The sequence below is a fragment of the Psychrobacillus sp. BL-248-WT-3 genome, from assembly GCF_012843435.1.
Taxonomy (GTDB): domain Bacteria; phylum Bacillota; class Bacilli; order Bacillales_A; family Planococcaceae; genus Psychrobacillus.
This window is the reverse complement of sequence record NZ_JABAFC010000013.1, coordinates 1-14702: the sequence shown is the minus strand read 5'-3', so window position 1 is coordinate 14702 and position 14702 is coordinate 1. Positions and strand designations below refer to the sequence as shown.

The 14702-nt window shown below is 40.6% G+C and carries 14 protein-coding genes; 10 read left to right on the top strand and 4 right to left on the bottom strand.

What is annotated here, in order from left to right; genetic code table 11:
• Positions 1 to 64: 64 nt before the first annotated feature.
• The gene (locus HF876_RS08835) at positions 65 to 1006 is read right to left on the bottom strand and encodes a catalase family peroxidase (RefSeq protein ID WP_169359704.1); all 942 of its coding nucleotides are present in this window, start codon (positions 1004 to 1006) and stop codon (positions 65 to 67) included.
• A gap of 166 nt (positions 1007 to 1172) precedes the next feature.
• Between HF876_RS08835 and HF876_RS08830 the strand changes: the two genes are divergently transcribed.
• Both HF876_RS08830 and HF876_RS08825 read left to right on the top strand, forming a co-directional pair.
• Positions 1173 to 1826 (top strand): TPM domain-containing protein, encoded by a 654-nt coding sequence (locus tag HF876_RS08830; RefSeq protein ID WP_169359703.1) that lies wholly within the window; start codon positions 1173 to 1175, stop codon positions 1824 to 1826.
• 21 nt (positions 1827 to 1847) lie between these two features.
• Positions 1848 to 2294 (top strand): GNAT family N-acetyltransferase, encoded by a 447-nt coding sequence (locus tag HF876_RS08825; protein WP_169359702.1) that lies wholly within the window; start codon positions 1848 to 1850, stop codon positions 2292 to 2294.
• 366 nt (positions 2295 to 2660) lie between these two features.
• On the opposite strand, the gene HF876_RS08820 is transcribed toward HF876_RS08825, so the two are convergent.
• Positions 2661 to 3041: a multidrug DMT transporter permease gene (locus HF876_RS08820; RefSeq protein WP_240949714.1), complete on the bottom strand. Its 381-nt coding sequence runs from the start codon at positions 3039 to 3041 to the stop codon at positions 2661 to 2663.
• Between the two features lie 482 nt (positions 3042 to 3523).
• Between HF876_RS08820 and HF876_RS08815 the strand changes: the two genes are divergently transcribed.
• Positions 3524 to 4309: a cupin domain-containing protein gene (locus HF876_RS08815; protein ID WP_169359765.1), complete on the top strand. Its 786-nt coding sequence runs from the start codon at positions 3524 to 3526 to the stop codon at positions 4307 to 4309.
• A 442-nt stretch (positions 4310 to 4751) separates the two neighbouring features.
• Here the strand turns inward: HF876_RS08815 and HF876_RS08810 are convergent, their stop codons facing one another.
• A complete protein-coding gene (locus HF876_RS08810; protein ID WP_169359700.1) occupies positions 4752 to 5882 on the bottom strand; it encodes a hypothetical protein in 1131 nt (376 codons plus the stop codon).
• A complete protein-coding gene (locus HF876_RS08805; protein WP_169359699.1) occupies positions 5860 to 6381 on the bottom strand; it encodes an RNA polymerase sigma factor in 522 nt (173 codons plus the stop codon). Before HF876_RS08805 ends, HF876_RS08810 begins: the two co-directional genes overlap by 23 nt.
• Positions 6382 to 6790: 409 nt before the next feature.
• Here HF876_RS08805 and HF876_RS08800 point away from each other — a divergent pair, with 409 nt between their 5' ends.
• The 7 genes from HF876_RS08800 (at position 6791) to eno (ending at position 14161) form a co-directional block, all read left to right on the top strand.
• Positions 6791 to 7024, top strand: a complete 234-nt coding sequence (locus HF876_RS08800; protein ID WP_169359698.1) for a glutaredoxin family protein — start codon at positions 6791 to 6793, stop codon at positions 7022 to 7024.
• 136 nt (positions 7025 to 7160) lie between these two features.
• On the top strand, positions 7161 to 8198 hold the full coding sequence (locus tag HF876_RS08795; protein WP_169359697.1) for a sugar-binding transcriptional regulator: 1038 nt from the start codon (positions 7161 to 7163) through the stop codon (positions 8196 to 8198).
• Positions 8199 to 8211: 13 nt separating this feature from the next.
• On the top strand, positions 8212 to 9219 hold the full coding sequence (gene gap / locus HF876_RS08790; RefSeq protein WP_169359696.1) for a type I glyceraldehyde-3-phosphate dehydrogenase: 1008 nt from the start codon (positions 8212 to 8214) through the stop codon (positions 9217 to 9219).
• A gap of 167 nt (positions 9220 to 9386) precedes the next feature.
• Positions 9387 to 10553, top strand: a complete 1167-nt coding sequence (locus HF876_RS08785; RefSeq protein WP_481900283.1) for a phosphoglycerate kinase — start codon at positions 9387 to 9389, stop codon at positions 10551 to 10553.
• 17 nt (positions 10554 to 10570) lie between these two features.
• Complete coding sequence (tpiA, locus tag HF876_RS08780; RefSeq protein WP_169359694.1) at positions 10571 to 11332, top strand: triose-phosphate isomerase; 762 nt, start codon at positions 10571 to 10573, stop codon at positions 11330 to 11332.
• Positions 11325 to 12863 carry a 2,3-bisphosphoglycerate-independent phosphoglycerate mutase gene (gpmI, locus tag HF876_RS08775; protein WP_169359693.1) on the top strand — a complete coding sequence of 513 codons (1539 nt, stop codon included), beginning with the start codon at positions 11325 to 11327 and terminating at the stop codon, positions 12861 to 12863. The genes tpiA and gpmI overlap by 8 nt, the downstream gene beginning before the upstream one ends.
• A gap of 2 nt (positions 12864 to 12865) precedes the next feature.
• Positions 12866 to 14161, top strand: coding sequence for a phosphopyruvate hydratase (gene eno, locus HF876_RS08770; protein ID WP_169359692.1), 1296 nt, complete (start codon positions 12866 to 12868; stop codon positions 14159 to 14161).
• Positions 14162 to 14702: the final 541 nt, after the last annotated feature.

Genomic DNA, 14702 nt, shown 5'->3' with positions numbered 1-14702 from the left:
TAGAAACACTCGAATTCGTTCGAGTGTTTTTTTTATGCTCATTTACTATGTGTTTGAGACTTTCTTATTCATTCTTACTTCTCCTCTCATATGATTCAGCATATGCTCCACTTCGAAAGTGTAGTATGGGATCGTCCGTTAGCTCGATTCCCTTTGGAACAATCGTTGGGTCGAAAACAATGTCTTCCTTAGGATGTATTTTATTTCTAATTTCCAAACGACCTATATTCACTTTTCTTCTATCTTCTGGCCACATATCCGTTGCATCGTTTGGGTTATCCCCTTCCTCTGCTAAGCGGATGAACAGATCAAACTGGACTGGCCCGCGTTTTAATCGGTCGTCGAGCTCCTCCGTCAAATAGTTGGCTGAAATCGATTTGCTTGTTAGAGCAGGATCCTTTGTTTCATCGACAGGGACCCATTCGTATTTGATTGCTTGGCGTTCGCCGTCTTTATTGACGAAATAGAAGGCGTGGATAGGATAGTAGTGAAGCTCAGCGTAGCTCGTTGGTGGCTGCTTTGCCTGCTCCTTAATGATTTGAATGACCTCTTTGCTATGTGGATATTTTTTAGAAACTAGCTCCACCATATTAATGGCCCGGTCAATTGTTTTAATCCCAGTTTTTTTATCCGTAAATATTTCAATCATATCGATAAACTCTCTAGGACTGCTTGTGACGAACATCGGTACAGTAGAGCTCACTAAATTGGTGAAGCTTCCATCGGGTAGCTCAAATTGAACGGCGAGCCCTTTGGCAGGAACAAGATAATCGACGGAAGCAGGGTTAGGGGGGCTATTGGAAAAACGAGCAGTAGCAGGAATTGCTTCTCTATGAAGATGGGGTGCAACCGTATAGGGTACAGCATTCCCATTCGGAAGAAATGTTGCCTCATACATATCCCCCTTAGCGTGTGCGCGCCTCGCTCCAGGGAATTTTCCTTGAATCTGCTCCAGTGCATCAATGGCTTCTTTTGGTGTTAAATCCTCGTTATGTACTTGGTCCATTTGTTTACCTCCTTTATTTACTGTCTAATCTATATCATTACCACTCTTTTCCTATATTAAACTCGTAAAAGGGACTTCTAATAGTCATAATTCATGTATAATATAATTAACTTATCAGAATAAAATAAAAATGATGAGACTGCAGGCTGAAAGGGGAATGGCACTGTTGAATAAAACAATACATCTGCTAGTTATAACCTTCCTTATTTTGTTGTTCTCTCCTTTAAGTACAGGGGCTGCTGGAGATATATCAAAGGATACCTATTTAGTAGATGAAGAGAACTTTTTAACAGAAGAAACGAAGCAGGAAGTAAAAATACTGGGAGATAAATTAAAAAAAGGAACGACCGCTCAGCTGGTTGTGATGATTATCGAGCATGTAGGAGACCAGTCGGCAAGTGAATTTAACATGGATATCATACGAGAGAACCAAATAGGAAGTGTAAGAAATAAGAATGGCTTACTATTTTTAATCGAGACGGATCCGGTTAACGGGGGAGGTCCGGCAGTAGAGATTACAGTGGACCGTGACTTGGAAAAAGCACTTTCAGATGCCAAAATAGACCAGATAATCGAACGGTATACGATGCCTTATTTAAACCAAGGTCTAATCGATGAGGCTGTAATCTCAACCTATCAGGCTTTGTCCAATGAGGTTTCCAAGCATTACGGTATTTCGGAGGGGCTAACGAAGCCACAGCCCTATACAAGTAACAGCCTACAGGACAGTATCTCTATCCCAACCATAATCATTATCCTTTTAGTCATCTTCCTCCTATCTAGAATGGTAAATGGTAAAAGAAAAAAGCAGAGAGATTAACAAAAGAAACGGGGAAATGGAATGAAACTAGTAGAAATAAATAAGGATAACTGGCTTAAAGTAGTCCTTCTAACAACTAACGAGGATGGCAAAGGAACCGTAGTAGAAAAATTTGTTGCCTCCAACGCATTATCCATCACCCAATCAGTCTATGAAACTGGATGGATTATAAAAGGTATCGAAGCAGAGAAGAAGCTCATTGGCTTTGCCATGTACGGATTTGATGAAGAAACTGCCAACTACTGGATCTGCCGCTTTATGATCGATCATAAAAGCCAAGGAAAAGGCTACGGCAGAAAAGCAGTAGAGCTAGTGCTGGATGAAATGAAACAATTGGACGGCTGCAATTCCATCTATTTATCAACGGAGCCAGAAAACGAAATAGCCATCAAGCTCTATGAAAGCCTTGGCTTCCAGAAAACGGGCAACATCAATGAAGGCGAAGCAGAGTTTGTGTTAAAGGTTTAGAGAAATTAAGGTGGGAGAAATAGATTAACTGGCTCTGTACACGGGGAGAACATGTAAAAAAGCAAAGCAAATGGGGATACAATTCATCTAATTGCACTGCTAATAATTTTGTTAATTGGAGGAAGAAAATTGTTTTGAAATCACCGGAACAAAATTCATAACCCTTCTCAATTTTAAAAAATTTGACCCATAAATATCGAGTAATCTTCCACTTAGGTTCTCATAATAGAATAAAAAGAAAAATTCCTTCTTTTATAAAGTAGGAATTTTTATTGTTTTAATATATTTTGTATTGCTTAAAAAACTCGTTCCGCATGGTGAACTTAAAAAGTTAGACAACCTATATAAATTCCCCTTTAATATATGTTAGACGGATATTTTTGATTGATTTCTTAATGGATTCGAGCGCATCACTAACATAAACCAGATGGCAAAACCAAGATAAACTAATGTCATAATAACAATTATAAAATGAAACTGCTCCATCAACTGCCGGAGTAAGGCAAAAAAGACAACGACGCAATGTATCAGATTTCCCAATACGACAGGTTTGTTATAGATGCCGCCGATTAGGGCGGAACGTGTAAACCAGTTCAACATTGCAAAACCTAAATATAGTCCTCCGATGATTTGCAGAAGAATCAGAGTAATGGGCGAAGGGTCAATCCCTAATACATTTGAAATTTCTTCGGGAATAAAGGTTCCTGCCAACCCCAACAAACCCATAACTACAGCACTACTAATCAAAAGCCATTTTTTTCCCCTTTTCATCTAAGCTTGTGTTTCACAGCAACCAGAAAATTTTAATAAGGAATGTATGAGTTTCAAAATGCAATAAAGCTATCGTTAAACGATAAATTATTATATTCAACGGCATCCCGTTTTTAACCTTTATGGAAGAGCTAGCTTCAATAAATTTTTGACGTTTTCTAATCAAGAGCATTTCATCAGCAAGAATGACTTTCTTTTCTCATGTTTGTGATCATTCTGGTTTATTACTCGTTGATTACGTTCTCGTGTCTTCTTCTCATCAAACGAATCCGTTAGAACACGCTGCTCTTTTGGGGGTAGTGGTAGGGGGAGTAAGAAACGTTGATTGTAGGAAAACGTGGAGTAATTGTCGTCGTTTTTAATCTCAAATTGTTCTCTTATGACAACATTTAGTATACCCTGCTGACACCACACATAAGATGGATTATTAATAAAATGAAGTGAAGGGATTGATAAAAATGTATTATGCACCTTATATGTATCAATATCCTTATTATGCAAATTCTCCACAGTATATCTACGGAAACACTCATGGTTATTGGGCAGTTCCGAATGAGGTGGCATTTGGTTCACACCATTCTTATTATGAGAACGTGTTAAAAGACTATGGAGCAAACCCTTTTGTTATTAATATTAATGAGGCAACCAAAGTAAATCAGACGTTTCGTACTGCACTATGGACAGGAAATCGTTTGCAAGTCACTTTAATGAGCCTTAATGTAGGGGAAGATATTGGTTTGGAAATACACCCTGAAGTGGATCAATTCCTACGTATTGAACAAGGTCAAGGAATAGTTCAAATGGGTAATAGTAAAGATAATCTAAATTTGCAATGGAGTGTATTCGATGATACAGCAGTTGTAATACCAGCTGGAACGTGGCATAATCTCACAAATACCGGAAATGTTCCTTTGAAACTATATTCCATATATGCCCCGCCAAACCATCCATTTGGTACAGTTCATAAAACTAAAGCGGATGCAATGGAGATGGAACATGGAAATGGAAATAAAAAATATTATGGGAAGACTCCAGATGAGTGGGTTAAGCACACAGAATTTCTGGTTAAAGAAGGCATGGAAGACGTTGAACGAGGAATTAATATGACACATATCCTTCAAGAGTTTATTTTAATGGGAGTTCTTGTTGGAAAGGGATATTCTCCTGAAAAAGCATATGAAACAGTAGAAGAATGGGAACGTACAGGAGAATCACAAATTCTCCAGCAAAGCAAAAAAATGTAGAGCCTAAGAGGCAATCAAATAAAAAACAAATGAAGAAAACGAATCGTTTTTTTCATTTTTTTTTGTGAAGATAAAGGCTATTATCTTTCGTTATGAGGTATTGTAGTAAACTACGCTGTGATTGTCGTAAATTAAAACGCTAGGAATCTCAGGTAGACTAGCCAGCTGGTGAAGGTAGGCGGCAAAAGGGTTGGGGTCTATGAGTGAACGGTTTGAATTAAGTTTTAAAAACAAGGAAGTAAGAATGTGGTGTTATTTAGCTATACCAACATTTATTATAATAATCCTTATGGTTAATTATAGTGATACAAACTATCAGTTTGTTGTTCTTTTAGCATTTTGGGTGATTTTTTATACTTGGCGTTATTTTTATCGGAAGAAAAACAAAGATAAAACGAGCTAGTCATAACCAGCTCGTTTCAATCAGGAATCATTTTCTCTGCTAGTCTACTTCTTTAAATGTTTGAAGCATCTGAATAACCTTCTTGTAGACATCTCGATGAGAGCCTATCGTGATATCGCCAGTAATCCCCATGTCCAAGCCAGGAGCGTACACTAGCTTGCCATCATCGTATAGAGTCACCGTGTATAATGTCTTTTCTTGATTTGCTTCGTTTGTTAAATAGATTTGATAGCTGTTCCTTTGAGACAACAATTCAGCTCTCCAGCTGCTTTCCTCCTCGGTAACCTCTTGAATAGGTAAATCGTTAATGGATTCCATTATTTCATTTATTTGAACTGTGTCAGTTGTACAGCCGTTTATTTGATTGGAGCCAGTTCTTCCATTGAAGCAAATGGAATCGAACGAAACGTCGATAACTGGCTTCCTGTTATTAAAATAGGCATCAAAATTTGGGATGATATCATATAGATGTTTGCCATCTGTAGCTAACATTAAGTTATATCTCCCTATTTTTCCAGGCTCTGTTTTAGAAAAGATATATTCTTCTTTTAACGTGTGAAAGATTTTCTGGTCTTTATCGTTTGTCAAGGAAACCTCCACGGTAGCTCGATAAATAGTTGGATGATCCTTATCCTGTGTTATCTGGACCTTCTCTAATTGCATGTCTAAATTGCTGTCTATTAATTGGGAATTATATTTGAACACCATTACAGTGCTAATAGCCTGTTCCATCATATCTTTTGTGAAATAATCACCAAAGCTTTTGTAAAAATAATTAGTATAATCTGTACTTTCCTTCGATTGTAGCAGCTTATTGTACTCATCCTGGTTCTTTGTAGGGGTTTTACTTTGCAGTTCAAACCATGCCCTTAGTAACCTTTCAAGTTCCATATCCGGCCCATTATATTCTTTTTCAATGACGGCCATAATCACTTCCTCATTCGTAAGAGGTTGTGCTGTTTGCTCAGTTTCTGCTGGAATCATATTTGTGAACAGGAAAAAGGAGGCGATGGCAATTGCTGCTAATGCAAGGATGGCGGGAAATATTCTACTTTTTTTCTTTTCCATTCGTTCCTTTATCGCTAGCCATGTATTTCGTCTTGCTTCATTAGAACGTTCAACATGCTTCATTTCCTCAAAAAGCTCATCAAATTCCTTTGACGGTTCCATTTACATAACCCCCTTTTTGATGAAATTCCTTTTTTAGCGCCTCGAGTGCACGCATCATTTTCATCTTGACCTTTGCCTCGGTCCATCCGAGAATGTAGGCAGTTTCCTGGATGGAGCATTCCTGGATTTTTCGCAGGATGATTACCTCTTGATAATCCTTCTTTAGCAGGCGCAAGGAATCATACATCCGTGTCAGCTTTTCTTTTTGTTCGACGTGACTTTCTGGGGAAAGCCCCTTTGTTTCTATATCATGATTCTTTTCAAATGAAAAAAATTGAACCACTCGTTTTCTTCTGAAATAATCATAGGTAACATTGCGAGCAATTTTTAGGATCCACGTAGCAGTCGATGCTTGCTTATCAAACGTTTTAAATCCTTTAAATGCTTTGTAAAAGGTTTCCTGTGTAAGGTCCTCAGCACTTTCTTTATGACGGACAAGTAAGTAAATATAGCTGTAAACCCGGTCGCTGTGATCTCTATATAGCTGTTCCATTTCCATCTCCTGACCCCCTTAGTGCAATAGACGAACGAATAAATGAAAAGTATCGCTTTTATTAAATAGAATGTGAATTATCCAATAAAGTCCTAGTGGAATAGCCCTTCACCAATCAAACACGAACATTTTCTTTCTATTGATTGAAGCGGCAGGCGACGACTCCAGCGCAATGGGTGATGGCTTATCGCGCACCCCGCGGAAAGCGTTCGCCAGAGCGGAAATCAATTCTACATTCTCATAAAACGGCATTTAAACTTCATTGTTCTCAATTATTTGTTCGTATTTTATTATGAAATACATGCTCTTCTATTTTACCTTTTAAGGAATATTTTGTATGCAACACATTCGACACGCTTTTAATAGGTTAAAAGTTTATAATGAGAGAAGCTAAACGATGGGGGGGACACAGAAAATGATTGTCCATTTTTATACAAGACCAGGTTGTCATTTATGTGATGACGGAAGAATGATGCTGAAGCTGGTACAGGAGGACGTGCCATTTCAAATAGTGGAGCATAATATAGAAGAAGATGATCAGCTACACGAAAAATTTATGCTCATGATTCCGGTTGTGGAATATCAAGGGGAAATCATTCAGTACGGGAATCTCGACTATGTGACACTGCTGGAAGCATTAGAAAAATAATGCTTCCAAACACATATATTGCTATTTGGAATATATTAAAGTATTATGATTATAGAAATTAAATTTTTTTTGAGTAGATGGGACATTTTTAATACATGTGGGACAAATATGTCACCACTAGCGTGGGATGTGACAAATGGATTCTTTTCTAAGTGCACAGCTAAAGCTAATGCCAGAGATGAGTGAGCTGCTTCAGAAGAGGTATCGTATTCTCCAAACTATCCAGCTGACCAGAGGTATTGGCCGTCGGGTTCTTGGAGAACAGCTAGACTTAACGGAGCGTGAAACTCGTAAGGAATTGGATGCTCTAAGGACTCAAGGCTTGATAGAGGTTTCTCGTGAGGGAGCGGCTATTACAGCAGAGGGCAATGAGGTTTTGATAGATTTAAAAGAAGTAGTCCGTATGTGGTCTGGTCGATCACAAATGGAGCTAATGTTAAAGAAATATTTAAATATAAAAGATGTGATTATTGTTCCGGGAAATGTAGATACTGATACTAACACATCTATGCTTTTATCCCAGGAGGCAGCAAAGTATTTAGAGAGTATTTTACTGGATGAATACATCGTTGCAGTTACTGGTGGATCAACGATTGCATCCATCTCCCATGCCATGACCGAATCGTCCAGATGGAAGGATTTGTTGTTTATCGCAGCAAGAGGAGGGGTAGGGAAGGATGTCAGGCTACAAGCAAATACCATTGCGTCTTTGTTTGCTAGCAAGATGAATGGAACCTACCGGACGTTATATATACCGGATCGCTTAAGCGAAGAGGCATATATGACGATGAAGAAGGAGCCTTTTATCCAAGAAATGATGGACCTTTATGAAAGGACAAACATCATTATTCATGGAATAGGCGATGCATTAGAGATGGCCAAGAGAAGAAATTCGAGTGACGAGGAGATTGAGCTTCTAACAAGTAGAGGTGCAGTCAGTGAGTCGTTTGGCTATTATTTCAACAATCACGGTGAAGCTGTTCACCATATTCGCACAATCGGTGTTCAATTAAATCAGCTTCAGCATATAGAGCATCTGCTTGCAGTCGCAGGCGGGGCAAAAAAAGCCAACGCGCTTATTTCTTATTTCAAGCAGGCACCATTGCAAACTGTTCTCGTAACAGATGAAGGTGCGGCCAATGAAATGATGAAAGTAATTCCAAAAAACATTTAGGAGGAATTTTATTATGACAGTAAAATTAGCTATTAACGGATTTGGACGTATCGGACGTAAAGTTTTCAGAGAGGCATTAGAGCAAAAGGATTTAGAAGTAGTAGCAATCAATGACTTAACAGATGCAGCGATGCTTGCTCATTTATTAAAATATGATTCTGTACACGGAATCTCAAATGCTGACATCACTTCAGAGGGTGAATACCTAGTAGTAAACGGGAAAAACATTCAAGTATTTGCAGAAAAGGATCCTTCTGTACTTCCTTGGAAAGACCTTGGAGTAGACATCGTAATCGAATCTACTGGCGTATTCAGCACAGTTGAAAAAGCTGGCAAGCATATCGAAGCAGGAGCTAAAAAGGTTATTCTTTCTGCTCCGGCAAAAGACAATATGCCAACATTCGTTATGGGTGTAAACGAAGAAAAATACAACCCAGAAACAGATCACGTTGTATCAAATGCTTCTTGTACAACAAACTGCTTGGCACCAGTAGCAAAAGTATTGCAAGATAACTTCGGTATTAAACGCGGAATGATGACAACAATTCACTCATTCACAAATGACCAACGTATCTTAGACTTGCCACATAGCGACTACCGTCGTGCTCGTGCAGCATCTGAATCTATGATTCCTACAACAACTGGAGCAGCAGCTGCAGTGGCGAAGGTTCTTCCTGAGCTAAAAGGTAAATTAGATGGTATGGCTGTTCGTGTACCAACACCAAACGTATCTCTAGTTGACTTTGTAGCAGAGCTAGACAAAGAAGTAACAGTAGAAGAGTTAAACGGCGTGCTTCGTAAAGCTGCTGAAAATGAACTAAAAGGAATTCTTGAATATAACGAGCTTCCATTAGTATCAATCGACTATAACGGCAACACTGCTTCTTCTACAGTAGATGGTCAATCTACAATGGTATTAGGAGATAACCTTGTTAAAGTATTAGCTTGGTATGACAACGAATCAGGATACTCTGCACGTTGTATCGACCTTGCATTATTAATGGCAAAAAAAGGGTTATAATTTCTCGCTAGGTACCGAGAAACATTAGTGTTTGGATAGCGTTTAAGTATAATAACCTCTATAATAAAAGAGGGTAAAGGAGCAAAGGTTACCCCTTTTGCTCCTTCTTTTTTTAGTAGGCAATTCAATTACATAAGGAGGCTTATTTCATGAAGGAAAAACAAACAATGAGCGATGTAACGTTAAAGGGGAAACGCGTCTTTTGTCGTGTAGACTTCAATGTACCAGTAGAAGACGGTGCCATTACAGATGATACTCGTATTCGTGCAGCACTACCTACGATCCAATATTTAATCGAGCAAGGAGCGAAAGTGATTCTTGCAAGCCATATGGGTCGCCCAAAAGGGGAAGTAAAGGAAGAGCTACGTTTGACAAAGGTTGGCGAGCATTTAGCTAAGCTATTGAATAAGCCTGTAACTAAATTAGATGAATCAATTGGAGAACAAGTAGAACAAGCGATCTCAGCAATGAATGAGGGAGATATTGTTTTATTAGAAAATGTACGATTCCACGCTGGAGAAGAGAAAAATGATCCAGAGCTAGCAAAAGCGTTTGCAGCGTTAGCAGATGTGTATGTCAATGACGCATTCGGTGCAGCTCACCGTGCGCATGCAACAACAGAAGGTATTGCGAAGCTTTTACCTGCAGTATCTGGATTGTTGATGTCAAAGGAATTAGATGTACTAGGAAAGGCTTTATCCACACCTGAGCGTCCTTTCACGGCGATCATTGGTGGAGCGAAAGTAAAGGATAAAATCGGTGTCATCGATCATTTATTGGACAAGGTAGACAATATCCTAATCGGTGGTGGTTTGTCGTATACGTTCACGAAGGCGCAAGGCCATGAAATTGGAACCTCTCTTTTAGAGGAAGACAAAATTGACCTAGCGAAGTCCTTCCTTGAAAAGGCGAAGGAAAAAGGCGTGAACTTCTATTTACCGATCGATGTAGTTGTTGCGGATGAGTTTTCAAAGGATGCCAACACGAAGGTTGTCCCAGTCGACCAAATTCCATCTGACTGGATGGGCTTAGACATCGGACCAGAAACAGTAAAGCTGTACGATCAGGTCATTAAAGACAGTAAGCTGATCATTTGGAACGGACCGATGGGTGTGTTTGAAATGGATGCTTTTGCAAACGGAACGAAGGGTGTTGCGACTGCAATGGCAGAAACTGCTGGCTATACGATCATTGGCGGAGGAGACTCAGCCGCTGCAGTAGAAAAATTTGATGTAGCAGATAAAATGGACCATATCTCAACTGGTGGAGGAGCTTCCTTAGAGTTTATGGAAGGTAAGGACTTACCAGGCGTATCGGCACTAAACGATAAGTAATTGGAGGAGATTTTATTATGCGTAAACAAGTAATCGCAGGAAACTGGAAAATGTACAAATCACTTTCAGAGGCAAAGCAATTTGCTAACAAATTAAAAGAAAAACAGATCGACACTACGAATGTAGAAGCCGTCATCTGCGCTCCGTCTTTATTTCTAGAGTCTTTAGTGAATGAGACGAAGGGGTCCTTCATTTCCATCGGTGCACAAAACATGCATGAGGAAAAAGAGGGCGCGTTCACTGGTGAGGTGAGCGGCCACCAATTACAAGATATCGGTGTAAGCTATGTCGTGATTGGGCACTCGGAAAGACGTCAATATTTCAATGAAACCGATGAATCCGTCAATAAAAAAGCGAAGGCAGCCTTCGAATATAATTTGACACCAATCATTTGTGTTGGAGAGTCATTGGAGCAGCGCGAGAGCAACGAAACAGAAAGCATTGTTTCCGCTCAAACAACCGCAGCTCTAGAAGGCCTAACAGAGGAACAAGTGAAAAACACGATCATCGCCTACGAGCCAATCTGGGCTATCGGAACTGGGAAGACAGCTACAGCTGACGATGCAAACGATGTATGTCGTGCCATCCGTGAGACTATTTTAGATGGTTTTGGAGAAGAAGTATCAAGTGCAGTGCGTATCCAATACGGCGGCAGCGTGAAGCCTGAAAATATCGTGGAGCTGCTTTCTAAGGAAGATATCGATGGTGCACTAGTTGGCGGGGCAAGCCTACAGGTAGATTCGTTTGTGAAATTACTGGAGGCTGGTGCAAATGCCTAAAAGTCCAGTTGCACTCATTATTTTAGACGGCTTCGGGCTAAGACCCGAAACGTATGGTAATGCCGTATTTCATGCAAAGAAACCTAACTTCGATCGCTATTGGAACCAGTTTCCGAATGCAACCCTGATCGCTTCAGGTGAGGCAGTTGGTCTACCCGATGGACAAATGGGTAACTCAGAGGTTGGTCATTTAAATATCGGTGCCGGAAGAATCGTCTATCAAAACCTGACTCGTATTCATAAATCGATTCGAGACGGGGAATTTTTCCAAGAGCAAAAGCTGTTAGCAGCAATTGAGCATGTAAAGCAAACAGGTGGTAAGCTGCATTTAATGGGCTTACTATCAGATGGCGGTGTTCACAGTCATTATTCTCATCTATTTGCTTTGTTGAAGCTTGCTAAGGCACAAGGCCTAGACGATGTATTTGTACATGGCTTTTTAGATGGTCGTGACGTTGGTCCACGTACTTCTGTCGCTTATGTTGCGGAAACAGAGAAGCAAATGAAGGAAATCGGAATCGGTAGGTTTGCTTCTATTAGTGGACGCTACTATGCGATGGACCGTGACCGTCGCTGGGAGCGTGTCATCCTTGCTTATCAGGCAATGGTTGATGGAGTCGGTAAAACGGCGGAAAGCGCGACGCAAGGGATTCTCGATTCGTATGAACAGGATATTGCCGATGAATTTGTCCTGCCATTTGTCATTGAGGAAAATGGACAGCCAGCTACAACGATTGATACGAATGATGCGGTCATCTTCTTTAATTTCCGTCCAGACCGTGCGATCCAATTATCGATGGCATTAAATACACCAACGTTCGATAGCTTCCCATTAAGCGAGAAGCATCCGAAAAACCTTAAATTCGTGACATTCACACATTACAGTGATGACGTGGTCGCGGATGTAGTATTTGAAACGGTCGATTTATCGAACACGATCGGTGAGGTACTGGCAGCCCGTGATAAAACACAGCTTCGCATTGCCGAAACGGAGAAGTATCCACATGTGACCTTCTTTATGAGTGGTGGTCGTGAGGAGACATTCCCTGGAGAACAGCGAGTTCTTATTAATTCTCCTAAAGTGGCAACCTATGATTTGAAGCCTGAAATGAGTGCTTACGAGCTAACCGATGCTTTATTAGGTGAAATTGCATTAGATAAATTCGACGCAATCATCTTAAACTTTGCTAACCCAGATATGGTAGGCCATAGCGGTATGCTAGAGCCCACTATAAAAGCAATCGAGGCAGTGGACACATGCCTTGGCAAAGTGGTAGATGCTATTTTAGCAAAAGGTGGCCAGGCCATCATTACAGCAGACCATGGGAATTCCGATGAGGTAACGACCCTCGAGGGGAATCCGATGACTGCTCATACAACCAACCCTGTTCCAGTGATTGTGACCGAAAAAGGAGCAAAACTTCGAACAGATGGAATTTTAGCCGATTTGGCTCCAACCATGTTACACTTATTAGGTATAGAAGCACCGCCTGAAATGACAGGTAAAACATTAATCGAAACGGAGAGTTGAAAATGCCAATTATTACACAAATTCAAGCTCGTGAGGTATTAGATTCACGCGGGAACCCAACAGTTGAAGTAGAAGTATTCACAGAAAGCGGAGCATATGGCCGCGCAATCGTACCATCTGGTGCATCTACTGGTGAATACGAAGCAGTAGAACTTCGCGATGGCGACAAATCAAGATACCTTGGAAAAGGTGTATTAAAAGCGGTAGAAAACGTGAACAACGTAATCGCGGCAGAATTAGAAGAAAATTTCTCAGTGTTAGACCAAGTAGAAATCGACCATGCCATGATCGAGCTAGACGGTACAGAAAACAAAGGTAACCTAGGAGCTAACGCTATTCTAGGAGTTTCTATCGCAGTAGCACACGCTGCAGCAGACTATTTAGATGTACCTTTATATCAATACCTAGGCGGGTTTAACGCAAAGCAACTTCCAGTTCCGATGATGAATATCGTAAACGGCGGCGAGCATGCTGACAACAACGTAGACATCCAAGAATTCATGATCATGCCAGTAGGCGCGGAATCATTCCGTCACGCACTACGCATGGGCGCTGAAATCTTCCACAGCCTAAAATCAGTATTAAAAGATGCTGGCTTAAACACAGCTGTTGGAGATGAAGGCGGATTCGCACCAAACTTAAAATCAAACGAAGAAGCACTTTCTACAATCATGACTGCCATCGAAAAAGCTGGCTACAAACCAGGTGAAGAAGTCCTTCTTGCAATGGACGTTGCAGCTTCTGAGTTATTCAACAAAGAAGACGGCAAATACCACCTAACTGGAGAAGGCGTAGTGAAAACTTCAGAGGAAATGGTAGATTGGTACGAAGAGCTTAGCAATAAATATCCAATCATCTCAATCGAAGACGGATTAGACGAAAACGACTGGGCTGGCCACAAGCTTCTAACAGATAGAATCGGCAAAAAAGTTCAGCTAGTTGGAGACGATCTATTCGTAACAAACACGAAAAAACTAGCACAAGGGATCGAGCAAGGCGTAGGCAACTCCATCCTTGTGAAAGTAAACCAAATCGGTACACTTACAGAAACATTCGACGCAATCGAAATGGCAAAACGCGCTGGCTACACAGCTGTAATCTCCCACCGTTCAGGAGAGTCTGAAGACGTAACAATCGCAGACCTAGCAGTAGCAACAAACGCTGGCCAAATCAAAACAGGAGCACCATCCCGCTCTGACCGCGTAGCAAAATACAACCAACTTCTACGTATCGAGGACCAACTGTACAACACAGCTCAATACCTAGGAAAAGATACATTCTATAACTTGAAAAAATAATGATTAGTGAAAACTCCTTAACACATTTGTGTTGAGGAGTTTTTTTGTGGTGAGAAGCTTGCAAGAAACGTGGGTGTTGCGGGAATAAAAGAGTTGCGGGAAATGTGGTAAGTGTTGCGCCAAATGAGTGAAGTGTTGCAGTAATGGGGCAAAGTGTTGCACTAACGAGAAGAAGTATTGCGGGAAATAAAAGTGTTGCGGGAAATAGGGTAAGTGTTGCGCCAAAGGGGTGAAGTGTTACAGAAACGGGGCAAAGTGTTGCGCGAATGAGGAGAAGTATTGCGGGAAATAAAAGCGTTGCGGGAAATGAGGTAAGTGTTGCGCCAATGGAGTGAAGTGTTGCGGAAATGGGGCAAAGTGTTGCGTGAACGGGAGGAAGTATTGCGGGAAATAAAAGAGTTGCGGGAAATAGGGCAAGTGTTGCGCGAATGGAGAGAAGTGTTGCAGTAATGTGGCAAAGAGTTGGGGAATGTAAAATATTTTGTGTAAATGTATTACTATCTTTATTCTAAACACATACTTACTTTATCCGTTAAGGGGA